13 protein-coding genes are annotated in these 16,661 nt (G+C 42.5%); 4 read left to right on the forward strand and 9 right to left on the reverse strand.

Features of this window, described 5'->3' with window-relative positions; genetic code table 11:
• The first annotated feature begins 37 nt into the window (after nucleotides 1–37).
• A complete protein-coding gene (locus Q0688_RS09275) occupies nucleotides 38–1,168 on the forward strand; it encodes a hypothetical protein (RefSeq protein WP_299075069.1) in 1,131 nt (376 codons plus the stop codon).
• Here the strand turns inward: Q0688_RS09275 and Q0688_RS09280 are convergent.
• The 3 genes from Q0688_RS09280 to Q0688_RS09290 are packed head-to-tail and all read right to left on the reverse strand — an operon-like array spanning nucleotide 1,155 to nucleotide 4,959.
• Complete coding sequence (locus tag Q0688_RS09280) at nucleotides 1,155–2,078, reverse strand: hypothetical protein (protein WP_299075071.1); 924 nt, start codon at nucleotides 2,076–2,078, stop codon at nucleotides 1,155–1,157. The two genes, Q0688_RS09275 and Q0688_RS09280, sit on opposite strands and share 14 nt — an antisense overlap.
• Entirely contained in the window at nucleotides 2,075–3,055 is a 981-nt protein-coding gene (locus Q0688_RS09285) for a polysaccharide deacetylase family protein (RefSeq protein ID WP_299075073.1), read from the reverse strand. Before Q0688_RS09285 ends, Q0688_RS09280 begins: the two co-directional genes overlap by 4 nt.
• Complete coding sequence (locus Q0688_RS09290; protein ID WP_299075075.1) at nucleotides 3,052–4,959, reverse strand: protein kinase; 1,908 nt, start codon at nucleotides 4,957–4,959, stop codon at nucleotides 3,052–3,054. Before Q0688_RS09290 ends, Q0688_RS09285 begins: the two co-directional genes overlap by 4 nt.
• 228 nt (nucleotides 4,960–5,187) lie before the next feature.
• On the opposite strand from Q0688_RS09290, the gene Q0688_RS09295 reads away from it, so the two are divergent.
• From Q0688_RS09295 to Q0688_RS09305, 3 genes are all read left to right on the forward strand, one after another.
• Complete coding sequence (locus Q0688_RS09295; protein ID WP_299075077.1) at nucleotides 5,188–5,982, forward strand: protein phosphatase 2C domain-containing protein; 795 nt, start codon at nucleotides 5,188–5,190, stop codon at nucleotides 5,980–5,982.
• Between the two features lie 133 nt (nucleotides 5,983–6,115).
• Nucleotides 6,116–7,270, forward strand: coding sequence for an acyl-CoA dehydrogenase family protein (locus tag Q0688_RS09300; RefSeq protein ID WP_299075079.1), 1,155 nt, complete (start codon nucleotides 6,116–6,118; stop codon nucleotides 7,268–7,270).
• A gap of 73 nt (nucleotides 7,271–7,343) precedes the next feature.
• Nucleotides 7,344–8,549 carry a serine hydrolase domain-containing protein gene (locus tag Q0688_RS09305; RefSeq protein WP_299075081.1) on the forward strand — a complete coding sequence of 402 codons (1,206 nt, stop codon included), beginning with the start codon at nucleotides 7,344–7,346 and terminating at the stop codon, nucleotides 8,547–8,549.
• 72 nt (nucleotides 8,550–8,621) lie between these two features.
• On the opposite strand, the gene Q0688_RS09310 is transcribed toward Q0688_RS09305, so the two are convergent.
• The 6 genes from Q0688_RS09310 to Q0688_RS09335 all read right to left on the reverse strand — a co-directional run bounded on the left by Q0688_RS09310 (nucleotide 8,622) and on the right by Q0688_RS09335 (nucleotide 16,566).
• Nucleotides 8,622–10,475: a carboxylesterase family protein gene (locus tag Q0688_RS09310; protein WP_299075083.1), complete on the reverse strand. Its 1,854-nt coding sequence runs from the start codon at nucleotides 10,473–10,475 to the stop codon at nucleotides 8,622–8,624.
• 32 nt (nucleotides 10,476–10,507) lie between these two features.
• The gene (locus Q0688_RS09315; protein WP_299075085.1) at nucleotides 10,508–11,629 is read right to left on the reverse strand and encodes an acyl-CoA dehydrogenase; all 1,122 of its coding nucleotides are present in this window, start codon (nucleotides 11,627–11,629) and stop codon (nucleotides 10,508–10,510) included.
• Between the two features lies 1 nt (nucleotide 11,630).
• Nucleotides 11,631–12,830 (reverse strand): acyl-CoA dehydrogenase family protein, encoded by a 1,200-nt coding sequence (locus tag Q0688_RS09320; RefSeq protein ID WP_299075087.1) that lies wholly within the window; start codon nucleotides 12,828–12,830, stop codon nucleotides 11,631–11,633.
• A gap of 41 nt (nucleotides 12,831–12,871) precedes the next feature.
• A complete protein-coding gene (locus tag Q0688_RS09325) occupies nucleotides 12,872–14,023 on the reverse strand; it encodes an acyl-CoA dehydrogenase family protein (protein WP_299075089.1) in 1,152 nt (383 codons plus the stop codon).
• A 75-nt stretch (nucleotides 14,024–14,098) separates the two neighbouring features.
• Entirely contained in the window at nucleotides 14,099–15,364 is a 1,266-nt protein-coding gene (locus Q0688_RS09330) for an NADH:flavin oxidoreductase/NADH oxidase family protein (protein WP_299075091.1), read from the reverse strand.
• Nucleotides 15,365–15,591: 227 nt separating this feature from the next.
• The gene (locus Q0688_RS09335) at nucleotides 15,592–16,566 is read right to left on the reverse strand and encodes a TIR domain-containing protein (RefSeq protein ID WP_299075093.1); all 975 of its coding nucleotides are present in this window, start codon (nucleotides 16,564–16,566) and stop codon (nucleotides 15,592–15,594) included.
• Nucleotides 16,567–16,661 lie beyond the last annotated feature (95 nt).

Below are 16,661 nucleotides of genomic sequence, written 5' to 3' on the forward strand. Positions count from 1 at the left end.
CATTTCTTTATTTTGAGGCTTTAAAATGATTAGTTATATGGATCGTAATTTAATAATTTCGGCAACCTTTTTGACTGTTGGGTTGCTAGTATCGGGATGCGCTGTAGATAATGGAAAATCCGTTGAAAACAATACGCCACTAAAGGTCAGCAAACAAAAATTCACGGCCGAGCCAGGTTTAGTTCCTAAGCAGCGTTTTAGAAAGGCGATTGAAAAGCTCGAAAACGGTGAAGAAGGGCAGGCTTTGGCCGAATTGAAAGCCTACTTGGTGGCCATACCTAGAAGTAAAAGCGCAAAAAAACTGATTGCACAAATTTCTACTGATTCTGAGCAATACTTTCCTGCCGATTATTTTACGGTCAATTTAACCTCTGGTACCAGTCTATCTACGCTCGCTAAAACATACTTAGGCTCAGCGTTAAAATTTTACGCATTGGCTAAGTACAATGATATTACTAATCCGAGTCGTGTAAATATTGGGCAAGAGATTAAGGTGCCTTTGACAGCGAGTGCCCAAGCGCAACTTGATAAAGAAAATGCCTTAGAAACAGCAAAATTAAACCCAGCGCCCATTGATGTGCCAGTTGTTGCAGAGGTAACAACTGAATTAGCAGAACAGACGGACGAGTCGGAACTCCCTGAAGTGGTTATAGAAGCCCCAGTAGAAACGGCGGAATCAGTGCTAGGAATGCTTCAAGATACAATGAATAATAAAGATTACGCCACAGCGGTTGAAAAGGTCATTGCCCTTGAGGCATTTGGAAATTTTGATAAAGATACAACTGTTTTGGCTATCGCTGCTTACGTTAATCGTGCACAAGAAATTGCCGAAACAGATAACATTCTGGCTGCCTCATATTTCGCCGCAGCGGGCCATTTAAACTTACACATTGAATCACAGCTTGAAGCCTTTGAGAGCTTTAGGTTGGCGTACGACTTAGATGAATCTAATGAAGCGGTGATGGAAGAAATGCTGGTTCTACAGAAAGAAATTTCCGACCAATATCATAGAGAAGCCTCTTCTGCTTATCGCCGTCAAGAGTTGGATTTTGCGATTGAAAAATGGGACAAGGTTTTGGAGGTCAATCCAGATCATTCAAGCGCTCAACTGTATAGAGCACAAGCCTTGGAACTCAAAGAAAAATTAAAAAATATTAATCAAGATTAACTTTAATCCCTCTAATTCTATTAAGATTCTTTTTAACTATTAAGGCCCGTTTCATAAATGTACGGGCCTTAACATTGTTAGGTTGATACTTTAAAGAAAGCGCGGCATTTTCGATGGCTGCATCTAAATCTGTTTTAAGCAGCGAATTGGCTATTTTTAGGTACTTGTTTGCTGTTGACTTTGAGAGACTATCCCTACTTTTTTGAGCATTTGGTAATGATTTACCTTGAAGAGCAGCGATATCTAAAGCCTTTTGGTAATATTCTATCGCCTTTTCATGGCTTTTTTGTTTTTGATAACGCTCAGCTAACTGAAAAAATGCAAAAGTTCGATAATTGTTTGGGTGCTGCTGTGCAGGAAAGTCTTTTTCAAATTTATCCGCAAGCTGCAACAGTTCTTGATAGTTTTTCTGATGTGTAAACTGCTTACCCTGCTCAAGGTACCTCGATAGCAAAATTGAATCGTTAGCTTCTTGTTGCGACTTAACAAAATACTTCTTGATGTTAGCCGTTTTTGAACTGGCCTGTTTAATGACATCTTGCCATTCAAACTTTCTCAACTCTTGCATGGCTATTTTATTGTTCGGTTCTAAGGCTAAGATTTTCAAATATAGCTGGTGTTGTAATTTTTTATTGTTGGCCCCTTGGGCTTTTTTTAATACCCTAAATTGCTTAGATACTCGGGCAGAAATTAAAGATTCGAGCCGTTTAACATGAGAGTTTACTGCCTCGTCTTCAGGATAAGTTAACGCCAATATTTTCCATTGTGTTAACGCGTCGGCGTATCGTTGTTGCTCTTCTAAAGAGATGGCAACGGGACTTCGTTGCTCTAAAAATGTGTTGGTTACCACAAAGCTAGTGCTACAAGAACAACAAATTAACAATGAAGCATAGATTATTGGTTTTATCATTTAAGAGCCATTGAACTAAAAGTATTAAGACTTTTTTTGAAAGTATTAAGGCTATCACCACCGTATATCATGGTTCTGTGTAGTAATAGGGGGGCGGAAAATGCTGGGTTGCTGCCTTTGTGCACAGTGACGGCTAATTGGTAATCATTCTTTTCGAGTAACTCAATGACTTGCAAACTACTGTTTCCATATGGGTAGGCAAAATGATGGATAGTATGATTTGTCCTTTTAGATATAATTTTGTCTGCATCCTCAACTTCAAACTTCAAACGCTGTAAATAATCTTCACTCGACTCTCCACTAGGCAATGGTGACAAACTGTCATGAGTGTTGGAATGAGACTGAATATCAACTAAAGGTGCTTGGCTTAGATCTTTCACATCTCGCCATTTTAGAGCCGAGGGAGCGCCTATAAATTCGGGGTAAATGAACATTGTGGAATGAAACTTATGCTTTTTCAAAATGGGATAGGCAATGTCCAAATAGCTTTTGTAACCATCGTCTATGGTAATCACCACAGACTTTATGGGCACCTCTTTTTCGCCTTTAATGAAACTGCCTAACTCATCTAAAGAAATCACTTGATAACCATTTGATGCTAGGTAGTTCATTTGCCTCTCAAATTCTGCTCGAGTCACTACCATCTTGTTTTTACTGGTAGAGTGGGTAGTAAACTGGTGATAACAAAGAACAGGAATTTGTTGATAGCCGTTACTATACACACCCGACTGATTTATCACTTGGCGAGGAATAGCCACATAACGGCCTGCTAGTTGGGATGTTTGCGGGTTATATCGCTGCAGAACCTCCGCATACTTTTTACTGCCTAGATATTGTTGCGCCAGTGATGCGTAGGTGTCGCTACTTCCTGCTTGTACAATTACAAAGTCGTCATTGCTTGCAAGCTCATGGCGTTGACTTGATGCGCAACCTGTTATTATAAGCACTGCTAAAATCATTAAAGATAAAGCTTTCAATGTTTTGCGCTCTTAGTTTTGCTTGAATTTTTTACATCATCTGACTGTGCTTTTTTACTTTTTTGACTGACAACAAGAATCGTTTCATCTGTATTGATATCCTGTTGTTCTGTTGCTGGTTTTTTGGGAGTATTTGCTTTGCTTTTGGATTGAGACTTAGCTGCAGCTTGACTAACAGGCTCTATTTGCGTATTTGCAATGATAGTTTCATCAGTATCAGTTAATGCAGCTCCGTTATCTGGGGGTATAACATTGCTGATATTGGTTTGAACTGTCACTTTGGTTTTATTGATCCCAGTTTGGGCGAGTTCATCGGAAACCTTGGTATATCTGTCCTGAATTTCCGCAGCCATATTGTTAAAACCATCAAATACGCTGCCTATTTCGTCGTTACGAGTAAGGGATATCCGCGTATCGTAATTTCCCGCTGCAAAGCTCGATAACGATTGATTAAGAACTTTAAATGGACGGGCAATCATGCCACCAAAAATAAACATAACCACAGCAACGGCAGAGGTGGTAATTAATGCAAGTATAAACATCAACCAACCTGTGATGCTTTTAACTTCATCTAAACCATCTTGAGATAAGCCTAATATTATCTGTCCCACTTCGGTTTTTTGAAATAGCACGGGGGTTTTAATATTAAATACTTTCCTATCTTCAGCAGTGTTAGAGCTAGTGGTGTACACGTCATTAGTTTTACTTATTAACTCAGCATTTTCATCTGGCTGATACATTTTTCCTACCAAGCTGTTGTCACTGGCTCCCCGTACCACTCCTTCTCTATCCGTCACAATAAGGTAGGAGAAAGTATCCCTGTTGGCGGCATCGCCTATAAAGGAATCCAAGGTGATCCAGTCTTCACTTAGGATAGGAATGGCCGTTTCTGTGGAGATGAATTTTGCAAAAGCGGCACCTGAGTCCACGGCTTGTTTAGTCATTGCTTTGGATTGCATATTAAATACAATGTTGATACTGATAAAAGAAACCAAGCCAACTATAGCGCCAACAGATAAGGTCCAACGGATTTTTAGTGGGATATATTTTTGCTTTTTTTGTTCTAATTGTTGATCATTTAAAGTACTCAATTCTTTGGTCAAGGCTTCGGCTAATTTACTCCCAGTTTGAAATCTTTTATCGGGAGATTTTTGCAGCAATTTTTGAATGATCTGACGTACCCCTGCTGGTACTTCTGGGCACAAAGATTTTAGTGGCTCGGGTTGTTGTTGCGCTATTTGGATCATAAGGTTGGCCATGTTTGCCGCATCAAATGCTTTTTTACCACTGAGCATTTCGTACATAATACTACCCACTGAAAAAAGATCTGAGCGGCCATCAACCGCTTTTCCCAATGCCTGTTCAGGTGACATATAGCGCGGTGTTCCTAATACCGAGCCCACCTGAGTTTTTTGTGCTTCTTCATTTTCATTCATCCTTGCAATACCAAAGTCTGCGACTTTAATGGACTCTCCATCTGGCATTACGATAATGTTGTCAGGTTTAATATCGCGATGCACAATGCCAGTTTTATGGGCATAATCTAATGATTTAGCTAATTGTAAAGCGATAATAAGTGTTTGTTTTAGAGTAAGTTTGTGATTGTTTTTAAGTACTTCACCTAAATCACTTCCTTCCAAAAGTTCCATCATTATATAGGGAGCATTATCTAACTTACCCACATCAAAAACGGTCACAATGCCAGAATGAGAAAGCGCACCTGCCGCTTTTGCTTCTCTTAAAAACCTAGATAGGTACTCTTCATCAACACAATGATCTTCTTTAAGTACTTTAAATGCCAATGAGCGGTTAATTTCGGGATCGTAAGCGCGATATACCTTTGACATTGCGCCCTCGCCAATCATTTCCTTTATTTCATATCGGCCAATAGTTTTATTTAACATGTCTTGTTCCATCAAACTTCCTTTGATTTTGAGATTTACTGCAATAATGGCTTCAATAAAGCTTGATGTTAGTGCAATATTTAGTCACCAGTCTACTCAGATAGTTAGCAGCAATCAAAAACATTTATACTTATACTGATGTTGGGTAATCTATATAAAGTGATCGAACAACAGGCCAACTTTATGTGGCAATGTGATTGATAAACTTGAGGTAATGGAAAAATAATTATGTTTGAACGTACTTGGGATTCAGTAGCTAAAACAGACATTGGAACCATTCGCAAAGTAAACGAAGATGATTTTTTGAACGCACCTGAAGTAGGCTTGTGGTGTGTCGCCGATGGCATGGGCGGGCACGAAAAAGGCGACCTAGCAAGTAGAACCATAGTAAACAGTTTACAAGCGCTGGCAAAGAGTAACCCCTATCCAATAAACCCCCAGCAAATCAAACAGGCAATGCAACAGGTCAATAGCGATCTCGTCGATTTGGCAAGTGAGAAACAAGCCGTTATCGGCAGTACAGTGGTAGTGCTGGTTTTTGAGCAACAGTATGCCCATTGTATTTGGGCAGGCGATAGTCGGGTTTACCGGGTGCGAAATAATCAGCTTAAACGACTCACCCAAGATCACAGTCAAGTCGAAGAAATGGTACAACAAGGGTTATTGACCCCAGAAGCCGCCGAGCGGCACCCTAATGCCAATGTTATCACCCGAGCAGTGGGTGGGGCCGAAACGTTAGAACTAGATTTAGTCACTGACGTTAGACGAGAAGATGATACATATCTGCTTTGTAGTGATGGTTTGAATAAAGTCATTGATGATGCAGAGATTGAACAATTGTTGATGACAACACCACTAAAATCTATCGCTGAAACTTTAATTCAAACCTCATTAGTACGTAAAGCACGGGACAATGTCACTGTAGTTGTTGTGAATAATCAAAATTGTTCAATTAAGTCAGACAAAAATCAGACGCCCATAGTAGACCATTCACACCTAGATGATACTTTACCTTTAACTTAAGGCTTGTCTTCCTACAACCAAGATAGATTAATCGTTGCATAGAAAGTTGACTTTTCCATTGCTTGTGAAGGTCTATTTGTCAATAATTAGTCACACAAACACTTTACAAAGATAGCTATCCACAAGGTTGTATATGCACCCAGCACAACAAAGTAATAACGAAGAAATCCAGATGTTTCGCGATATGGTGTTGCGTTTTTTAGAGCAAGAAGTGCTACCTCATTATGAGTCATGGGAAAAAAACCACAAAATGCCACGGGAAATGTGGAATGTAATGGGCAGTGCCGGCATGTTGCTGGTAGATTTTCCTGAAAAATACGGCGCCGCAGAAGCCAGTTTTGACGTGTGCCAGATGATCCAAGAAGAAATGTGCCGCCTGAATCTGCATGGTTTAGGTACGGGTTATAATATTCATGCGAATATTGTGGCTCCTTATATTTTGCATATAGGCAATCAACAACAACAAGACCACTGGTTACCGAAAATGGTTTCAGGTGAAGTATTAACTGCGATAGCCATGACCGAACCTGGCGCGGGAAGCGATTTAGCGGGTATCCGCACTAGCGCCATTAAAGACGGTGATGATTATATTTTAAATGGCTCAAAAACCTTTATTACTAACGGCAACCAAGCCGATATGGTCATTGTTTGTGCCAAAACCGATCCTCAAGCAGGCGCTAAAGGGATTTCGTTGTTTTTGGTAGATACTAGCCTAGCTGGGTACTCAACCGGCAAACCCATAGAAAAAATTGGCCAGCATAGTAGTGATACCGCCGAACTCTTTTTCGAAAATATGCGCATCCCAAAAGAGGCTTTGTTAGGCGAAGAAGGCAAAGGTTTTGTGTATTTAATGCAAGAACTTCCTCGCGAGCGTCTAGGTTGTGCGGTGCAAGCCATTGGTCACGCGCAAGGCGCGCTCGATGTGACTTGTGACTACGTGCAAGAGCGTAAAGCCTTTGGCCAGTCGATATCACAATTTCAAAATACCCGTTTTAAACTAGCCGAATGTAAAACCGAATTGGAAATGTGCCGTGCGCTTTTAGAAAAACACATGGTTAAGTTTAGCCGAGGTGAAATGACGGTAACTGATGCCGCCATGCTCAAACTCGCCGCCACCGAAATGCAACTGACTATGGTAAATGAATGTTTGCAGTTGTTTGGTGGTTACGGTTATACCGAAGAATATCCCATCTCACGTTTTTACCGTGATGCCCGTATTCAAACGATTTACGCGGGTACCTCAGAAATCATGAAAGAAGTCATTGCCCGAGATATTGTGGGTAGGTAAGCACTTACAAACTATTGTGATCATGGCGTGTTAGCTTTTAACATGCCCACTTATTTATTGGAATTGGTATTATATGTCTACAACAGTATCCGGTCATTGCGATGGCAAATTTGCAGAATTAAAGTCAGAATTTGAACGTAACTTTTCAGAGCGAGGCGAGTCGGGTGCTTCGGTTTGCCTCAGTGTAAACGGCGAAACCTTAGTGGACTTATGGGGCGGCGTCGCTAACCAAGAAACTGGCGCACCTTGGGAGCGCGACACCCTGTCTATAGTGTTTTCCTGCACCAAAGCTGCCACGGCGCTTTGCGCTCACATTTTGATTGACCGAGGGCAGCTCGATTTAAACGCCTTGGTCATCGATTATTGGCCAGAATACGGACAACACGGCAAAGAGCACACTACAGTCGCGATGATGCTAAACCATGAAAGTGGCTTACCCGCGTTTCGTGAACCCATCAAACCCGGTGGTTTCTACGATTGGGACTACATGATTGCCCGATTAGAAAACGAAGTGCCCTTTTGGGAGCCGGGTACCCGCAATGGTTATCATATGGTGAGTTTTGGTTGGACTGTTGGTGAGTTGGTGCGCAGAGTGTCGGGTAAATCGCTAGGCAGGTTTTTTGCAGATGAAGTCGCGGGTCCCACCGGGGCCGATTTTTGGATTGGCATTCCAGACGAGTTCGACCGCCAAATCGCGCCGATGATCCCCTATACACCCCAAAGCGGAGATGTGTTTTCGGACTTTTCCAAAAAATTGTTCACCGATCCCAAATCAGCGCAAGCCTTATCTTTTATGAATAACGGTGGCTGGAAGCCAGATGATCCCAAGGCATATCGCGCAGAAATTGGCGGCGCCGGTGGCATTGCTAACGCGCGTGGGCAAGTGGCTATGTACACACCTCTGGCTACCAATGACAGCAGTTTAGTATCGCCCGAGCGTCTCAAACATATGAGTATGGTTACAACCGCTACCCAACAAGATTTTACGTTATTAGTACCATCGCGCTTTGGTCCGGGCTTTATGAAGTCTGTGGATAATCGTCATTTGTTATCTGAGGGTAATCGTCAATCAGCCATTCTTGGGGATCAAGCTTTTGGCCATGTGGGTGCAGGCGGTTCAATTGGTTTTGCCGACCCAGAATGTGGACTGGCTTTTAGCTATACCATGACCCAAATGGGCAATGGCATTTTGCTAAACGAGCGCGGGCAGAGTTTAGTAGATGCTGCCTACCGCAGCTTAGGCTATAAAACGAACCAATCTGGCGTGTGGATGAAATAACGCAGCAGCAATTTTCAAGACTTGAGTAGCTTAAAGGCAGCGTTAACACCACCTTTAAGCTACTTCTTGGAGTTATTTGGCAGTCAAAGGAAACGCAGCACAACCACCGGATACTTTGCTGGCATATTCCGATTCTGGCCAGTGGTCGTCACTGCCGTTAACCAGTACCTTAAATACACGGCATTTGTCTTCCACAGCAGTTAGACGGGTATCTTCCAATAAATCCTTTTCAATAGATGCAAGGGTGACCACTTGCTTATCCATGCGTATGCCACCATCCGCTTTGCTATCGAGTACTAGATACTTTTCTTCGCTTGCATCTGCGCCGCTTGTAGTATGGTTCCACGCATTCCATTGAACGCCTTGTCCATCTAAGCCTTTATTAGGTTCGCCGCTATAAGCAAAGGCTGCCCAGTAATTGCGCATGCGCTTGGATAGGTTTTCTCGGCTTTGCTGATTTTCGTCATTGTACATTTGTTGCCAGATGTCACTTTTGTCGGTGAACCCAAATACAAAGGGAATTTCCATACCGTGTCCCGCGCCTATCATTTTGTCAATTTTAACCCCTAATGGCCGCGCTTGTTCATCCCAGTCGAATCGATAGGCCCATACTTTTCCGGGCATTGACTGGCTTAATGCCGCCGCGTAATTATCTACACCGTTAAACTTCCACATACGCGACGGGTAATCGGCAAAAGCATCGTATTTGGTTTGATCTTTAACTATGGCATAGACGCCAAAGTAGGTATCGACTAAGTCTGGGTTTTGAAATAGGTAAAGTTTGAATTCGTCTCGGTTAGTTCCGGCAATCAAAGGCACATTGTTAAACTTAGTGGCGTCAGCAAAATACTCGGCAGGATCACCCTTGGGTAATACCACACCATCGGAAATAATATTCGGATTACGCCCAGGTGTTGACTCCCCAGATTGTTGATAAGCGTTAAACAATGCTTTGCTGCTAAGCCCCCTTAAAAATTCCTCTCTTTGTTGAGGCGATTGGTCAACTAATACGGTTTTAATCTCAGATAAATCTTTGTCAGGACTTTGTTGGCCAAGTGCATACAATTCTGCCTGCTGTGACGAAAACTTATGGCCTTGTTCTTCTATAAAATTACTGGCGGTTTCAGCTTTAGTTAAAGACAAACCTCCACTTTGAGAAATGGCTTTATGAAACAAACCTTTCGCCATAGGGCTTAACATTAGGCTGTAAATATTAAAACCACCGGCAGATTCACCAAATAGTGTGACGTTGTTAACATCTCCACCAAAACCAGAGATATTGTCTTGCACCCATTTTAGCGATTGCACTATATCTAAAGTGCCATAGTTACCACTTTTATCGGCGTCAGAACCTTGTTGATTCAAAGCAGGGTGTAAAAACCATCCTAGTGGGCCTAGACGATAATTAATACTCACAACAATCACATTTTGCTCGGCTGCCAAGCGCGAACCATCATACATAGAGCCCGCACCATCACGGTTGGCACCACCGTGAACCCATACCATGACAGGTAATTTTTTGTCAGCCTGAGCGACTTCGGTTGCAGCAAGTTTTGGTGCATACACCGACAAATACAAGCAGTCTTCACTGCCACTAATGGTGCCCGCTTCACCTGCTACGCCACCAAGGCCACCGGCCAATTGGGTACAAGTTGCGCCATGCTCTAATGCATTAAAAAGCTCGGTTTGAAACGCTGGTGCTGGTTTAGGTGCTTTCCAGCGTAAATCACCTACAGGTGCTGCCGCAAAAGGAATGCCCAGCCATGCATGATTATTGAATTCCCCTTCAATACCCACAAGATTACCTTGTTGGATTGTACGCATGCTGTCTTTTGCGGCGATGTTTGGTGTGTCGTTTTTAGAGCATGCTGATACCAGCAAGACTAAAAGGCTTGCTAATAAACTAGCTGATTTAGATGTTGTCATTGATATATCCAATTATTGTTATTTTAAAAATCTTATAGCGAAGCAAAACGCTTAGTGTGATTATCTGAGCTGCCAAACAAAAATTGTATGGTGGTGAGCCGTTTAAATAGGTGCCCCACATCCAATTCATCTGTCATACCTATGCCCCCGTGAATTTGTATGGCTTCGCGGCCTACTAAATTCGCGGCTTTACCAATGCGACTTTTCGCTGCCGACAACGCTCTTGCATCAACGCCATCATTATTATCCATTTTTAAGGCGGCCATGAGCAAAATAGATTTAGCTTGTTGATGTTCGATAAACATATTCACCATACGGTGTTGCAGCGCTTGGAACGAGCCAATTGCCCGGCCAAACTGTTGCCGAGTTTTGGCATATTCTACCGTTTGTTGTAAGGCAACTTCCATAGCACCTACCGCTTCGGCGCATACCGCTAACGTGGCTTTGTCGATTATCTTGTTGATTGCAGCTAAGGCATTATCTTGCTCACCCAATAATTCTAGCGTGGGAGTATTATCAAACCAAATATCGGCGGCCTGATGGCCATCCACATTGGCATAACCCTTACGTTTAACACTTGGGTGTTGGGCATCCACTAAAAACAAACTTATGCCATACTCGTCATGTGACTCGCCGCTGGTGCGGGCAGCTACTACTAACATTTCTGCATGATTGCCATTTAACACTACCGATTTGTGGCCGTTAATAATAAAGCCTGTATCCGATTGGCTGGCGCGGCAAGTTACATGGTTTAATTGATAACGGCTTTGCGGCTCAGCGTAGGCGAAGGCCATGTGTAATTCACCGGCCATGATTTGCGACAGGTATTGGTCTTTTTGAGTTTGACTACCACACTCTGCAATGAGTCCACCGGCTAAAACGGTTGTGGCAATAAAAGGTTCAACCACCATGCCTTTGCCAAATTCCTCCATAATAAGCATTAGGTCGGCCATAGAACCACCTAAGCCGCCATCTTGCTCTGAAAAAGGCAGCATTAACCAACCAAGTTCAGCGAATAACGCCCAATTTTTTTGGCTAAATCCACTTTCTGAGTCCAAAATTTTGCGGCGAGATTCAAAATCATAATCATTGCGGACAAACCTAGCCACGCTGTCTTGGATCATCTGTTGTTCGCTACTGAGAGAAAAGTCCATATTAAAGTCCTAAAACAGCTTTGCTGATGATGTTAGTTTGAATTTCGTTACTGCCACCATAAATCGAGGTTTTACGGTTATTGAAATAACGTAATGCGCTATTAGTGGCGGTATCTTCACCTATAAACTGCCCATCAAAATCATCTTGAAATTGCTCGGGTACAAATGGCATAGCGTAATACCCAGCTGCTTCCACATATAACTCGTCAATTGCTTGGGTGACTTGTGTGCCAACTATTTTTAAAATGGAAGATTCTGGCCCCGGCGCTTTGCCTGTGCTGATGGCAGATAAGGTACGTAATTCGGTATATTCTAAAGCCAATAAATCGATTTCAACTGTTGCGATTTTTTGGGCAAAAATTATGTCATCGATTAATTTATATTCTCCATTTGGGGAGGTGACTACCAATTCTTTTAATTGGGCTAAACGGTCTTTAGACATCGCCACTCGCGCGATACCGGTGCGTTCGTGTGTCAACAATACTTTGGCGTAAGTCCAGCCTTTGCCTTCTTCTCCGATCAAGTTGTTTGCTGGGACGCGCACCTCATCAAAGTGCACTTCATTCACTTCATGTTTGCCATCTATGGTAATAATCGGTGAAACCGTAATTTTGGGATCGTGCATATCAATTAATAAAAAACTGATGGCTTCTTGGTTTTTGGCGCTAGGCTCACCGGTTCTGACTAGGCAAAAAATCCAGTCGGCGTGTTGGCCTAAGGTAGTCCAAGTTTTGGTGCCGTTAACAATATAGTCATCGCCATCTTTTACTGCTGTGGTTCTAACCGCTGCCAAGTCAGATCCTGCGCCAGTTTCTGAATAACCCTGACACCACCACACATTGCTGGCCAATATATCCGGCAAAAAGCGCTGTTTTTGTTCGTCACTGCCAAAGGTATAGATAACCGGTGCGACCATTTTTAAACCAAAGGGGATCACATCTGGTGCGCCTGCTTTGGCGCATTCGTTGGCAAAAATGTATTTTTGCGTAGGTGTCCAGCCTGTGCCGCCGTATTCCACTGGCCAATTGGTTGCAGCCCAACCTTGGTCATACAAAATTTTCTGCCATTGGATATGCTGTTGTTTGGATAACGCTAACGCGCGTTTGGTTTTTTGGGCAATATCTTTTGGTAGTTTTTGCTGCAAAAACTCACGAACTTGCTGTTGAAAGTCTTGTTCTTCGGCAGTGAAATTCAAATTCATCTTACAGATCCCCAGTTGTACCTATTTTGATTGGTTTAAGGTTATTGCATGTCTTTCAGCATATTTTTAGCGATGATCATTTGTTGTATTTGCGTAGTACCTTCGTACAACCTAAATAATCTCACATCGCGGTAAAGCCGCTCTACTGCGTATTCTGCGATGTAACCTGCGCCGCCATGGATTTGTACCGCTTTGTCGGCCACGCGGCCAACCATTTCGGTGGCAAACAACTTACAGCAAGATGCTTCTGTGGTGATTTTTTTGCCCAAGTCTTTTTGCCTCGCTGCATCCAGTACCATACATTTAGCGGCATAAGCTTCGGCTTTGCTGTCGGCCAACATCACTTGGATCATCTGATGTTCGGCAATGGGCTTGCCAAACTGGGTTCGCTCTGCTGCAAATCGTAATGCATCATCAATAAGCCGTTCGGCAATACCAACACTTAAGGCTGAAATATGTAGGCGGCCACGGTCTAACACTTTCATAGAGGTCACAAAACCTTTACCCGCGACACCACCAATAATGTTTTCTGCTGGCACTCGGCAATTTTCAAAAATCACGTCACAGGTATGTGAGCCTTGCTGGCCCATTTTTTTATCTTTAGGGCCAAGGGTAATGCCTGCGGTAGTGGCATCAACAATAAAAGCCGAGATGCCCTTTGCGCCTTTAATGTTCGGGTCGGTTCTGGCCATTACTGTAAAAGTGCCGGCTCTGGGAGCATTAGTGATAAACCGTTTGGTGCCGTTAATAATGTAATTATCACCTTGTTTAACGGCTGTGGTTTTTACGGCAGAGGCATCAGAGCCGACATCCGGCTCGGTTAAACAAAATGATCCAATTAATTCACCCGAAGCATATTTCGGCAAATAGGTTTGTTTTTGTTTTTCGGTACCGTCAAACACTATGGCCGCAGAGCCTATGCCATTGTTAGTGCCAATCAGTGAGCGAAAAGCTGGAGAAGTACGGCCAAGTTCGATGGCCACAAGTACCTCTTCTTCCATGGTTAAACCTAAACCACCGTATTCTTCCGGGATTGTCATACCAAACAAACCCATGTCTTTCATTTCTTGAACGATGCCCTCTGGAATGGCATCGTTTTCAGCAACTTCTTGCTCTGCGGGTACTAATCGCTGTTTTACAAATTTTGAAATACTGAGTAAAAATAGATCCAACATTTGGTGATCTCGAATCATTTTTAAGCCTTATAGCAAGTGGATTTTATTGGGAACAGTGGAACAAATAACCAATAAAGTAGCAAGGGTATTATATTAACCAAATTTTCTTTTCATATTCAGTTTGAAATCATTGGTCATATGCTTCAAAAATGCCATAAAAGTGCCCAATTTGGGCTGTGGTGTTAACCCTTTTGATAACCGGATAATTTGCCAATAATAAAATCCAACTTGACCAAAACTATTGATGGCCTTTATCACGTTTGAGGAGCTGTTATTACCCCAAAATCCGCTACCTAAAACCAACTTATCTTCATAACAATCAAGACTTTGCATGCTTTGTAGTAGCAGTTTTGTTGAGCAATCCGGTTCGGTACACAAAGGTCTAGCAAGTCCAACTAGGTCGACTTCACCCTTTGCAACAGCTTGTTCCATAACGTCACGACTGCGAAACCCTCCGGTGATCATTACTGGAATTTGAGCGGATTTTTTGATCTGTTCGGCATACTCAATAAAATAGGCTTCGCGCTTGCGGGTACTTTCTCTTACGTCTGTGGGTTCAACACCTATTAAGCTTAATTGCTCGTAAGTGCCACCCGATATTTCTAACAAATCAACGCCATCTTCCCCCAACCAACGGGCCACTGTTATACAATCTTCAAGGCTGAAACCTCCCTTTTGAAAATCCGCTGAATTGAGCTTAACGCCTATGGGGAAATCAGCACCCACGGCTTCACGCACGCCTACAATTATGCGGCGAATGATACGTGCTCTATTTTCTAGAGAGCCACCCCATTGATCTTGACGTTGATTGATTTTAGGGGACAAAAACTGACTCAGTAAATAACCATGGGCACAGTGAATTTGCACACCACTAAACCCCGCCTCTTTCACAAGTTGAGCGCTGGTTATAAAACGTGAAATGACCTCTTCTATATCGCTTTGATCCATAGGCCGAGGCTTGGCAAAATTCCCAAGAATGTCTAACTGTACATCTGACGGAGACAAAGGTGTGGTAGATACCATTCTAGGGCATTGACGACCAGGATGATTAAGTTGCACCCACAAATGATTGCCCGCTACGGTGCCTTGTTTGGCCCAATTTCGAAATAACTCTAAGTTATTATTGTCTTCTAATACTACGTTTCCGGCACGCTCAAGGTAACGCTTGTCAACCATCACATTACCGGTAATAAGCAATCCCGTTCCACCTTGCGACCAGGTTGTATAAAGTTGCATAAGTGCAGGTGTAGGCAAGTCAAACTTATCCGCAAGCCCCTCTGTCATGGCACTTTTACCCAGACGATTCGGAAGCACGCTGCCATTTGGCAAAGTAATAGGTGAAGCAAGTGGACTGGTCATGTAAGCGTCCTATAAATGTATAAACGATACCTATTGTAAGGCGGGAATAGATACAATAACAATCTCAAATATCATTAACATCAAAGTGAAAAAGATGATATTTGTTGGCAGGAATTAGTGGAAATTTGTCAACTTAAATCGGACATAATCAATGGTGGAAATTCGTTGCTAGTTGTTAAACCAACTTGGTGGAGACTTGGGCTGACTTGTTAGCTCGGGACTTACCATTAAAATGGAATGTCGTCGTCAAATTGCGAATAATCTGGTGTTGGCACTACTGGTTTATACGCCCCAACTCTAGCAATAATATTCTTTAATTTTCCTTGCTCGTATTTAGATAAAGAAGCGCTTTCCAATAGGTTTTTAAGTTGATCATCCGTAGCTACAGACCATTCATCAATTAGCTCAACTAGCTGCACTTTTTTACCTGAGTCATGCGTTAGAAGTGCCTTGCCCAGGCTCCGTAAGCACCCATCTCTGTGTTTAGGCTTTTTGAAAAGTAGCTTTGCAATTTCATTAGCTACCACTTCTGGGATTTTACCTTTTATAGGTATACCTTGATATTTCCCAAAAAATCCAAATGGATCTAAACCAGCACGGAGCGGAATAATATCTACTTTTCGCCCAAGTGCATAACCAACTTCCTGGGCACACCAATCTGATTCTTTAAAACCTGGCTCTACAACGGCAGCGAGAATATCCATCGATGCCAATCCAGCTTCAACTTCATCTCGCCACTCTCTAGACGCTTCAATATCTTCATGAGCAATGAAGGCACAAATCCCCCAGCTAGACAAAGAAGATTTTAAGGCGGACATTCTCGAACGATTTGATGACAAGTGGCTTACAAATAACTTTATATAACCATCAGTCCAAAAATCTGCGTTCGTGACTTTTGCTTCAACAAATACTCTTTGATATTTTTCAGGATGCTTTTGTTGATACCACAAATCTATATCAAAATGATCTACTACTTCCAGTATCAAACTTGAATCTTCACTGAAGATTGAATCTAGAATTTCTGTCACACAGAAGCTGTAATCATCATCACCAAAACTCAACGATCTCAGCAATCTATCATTGCCTGTGATTTCCTTTACCTTACCCGTTATTTGGCCAAGCGTCAGCCAATCCCCCTCGTTGAAGGAATCAATAGCGTACTTTGATATTACGGAAACTTTTTTACGTTCTTCTGAATTCATAATTAATTAGAGCTAACGCCACGTTAAGCGGCAAAAAATTGTTGGCTAAAATTGTGAACGGAGTGAAACAGCCAACTGTTTTTTGTCCGTTTGAA

Origin of the sequence: uncultured Paraglaciecola sp., from assembly GCF_937123705.1 — a bacterium.
In the GTDB taxonomy this organism is placed as follows: Bacteria; Pseudomonadota; Gammaproteobacteria; order Enterobacterales; family Alteromonadaceae; genus Paraglaciecola.

Bases quoted from the DNA above. Each gene is read 5' to 3' on its own strand.
- Q0688_RS09275 (WP_299075069.1), top strand. From the start codon at position 38: ATGGATCGTAATTTAATAATTTCGGCAACCTTTTTGACTGTTGGGTTG.
- Q0688_RS09280 (WP_299075071.1), bottom strand. From the start codon at position 2,078: ATGATAAAACCAATAATCTATGCTTCATTGTTAATTTGTTGTTCTTGT.
- Q0688_RS09290 (WP_299075075.1), bottom strand. From the start codon at position 4,959: ATGTTAAATAAAACTATTGGCCGATATGAAATAAAGGAAATGATTGGC.
- Q0688_RS09295 (WP_299075077.1), top strand. From the start codon at position 5,188: ATGTTTGAACGTACTTGGGATTCAGTAGCTAAAACAGACATTGGAACC.
- Q0688_RS09300 (WP_299075079.1), top strand. From the start codon at position 6,116: ATGCACCCAGCACAACAAAGTAATAACGAAGAAATCCAGATGTTTCGC.
- Q0688_RS09305 (WP_299075081.1), top strand. From the start codon at position 7,344: ATGTCTACAACAGTATCCGGTCATTGCGATGGCAAATTTGCAGAATTA.
- Q0688_RS09310 (WP_299075083.1), bottom strand. From the start codon at position 10,475: ATGACAACATCTAAATCAGCTAGTTTATTAGCAAGCCTTTTAGTCTTG.
- Q0688_RS09315 (WP_299075085.1), bottom strand. From the start codon at position 11,629: ATGGACTTTTCTCTCAGTAGCGAACAACAGATGATCCAAGACAGCGTG.
- Q0688_RS09320 (WP_299075087.1), bottom strand. From the start codon at position 12,830: ATGAATTTGAATTTCACTGCCGAAGAACAAGACTTTCAACAGCAAGTT.
- Q0688_RS09325 (WP_299075089.1), bottom strand. From the start codon at position 14,023: ATGATTCGAGATCACCAAATGTTGGATCTATTTTTACTCAGTATTTCA.
- Q0688_RS09330 (WP_299075091.1), bottom strand. From the start codon at position 15,364: ATGACCAGTCCACTTGCTTCACCTATTACTTTGCCAAATGGCAGCGTG.
- Q0688_RS09335 (WP_299075093.1), bottom strand. From the start codon at position 16,566: ATGAATTCAGAAGAACGTAAAAAAGTTTCCGTAATATCAAAGTACGCT.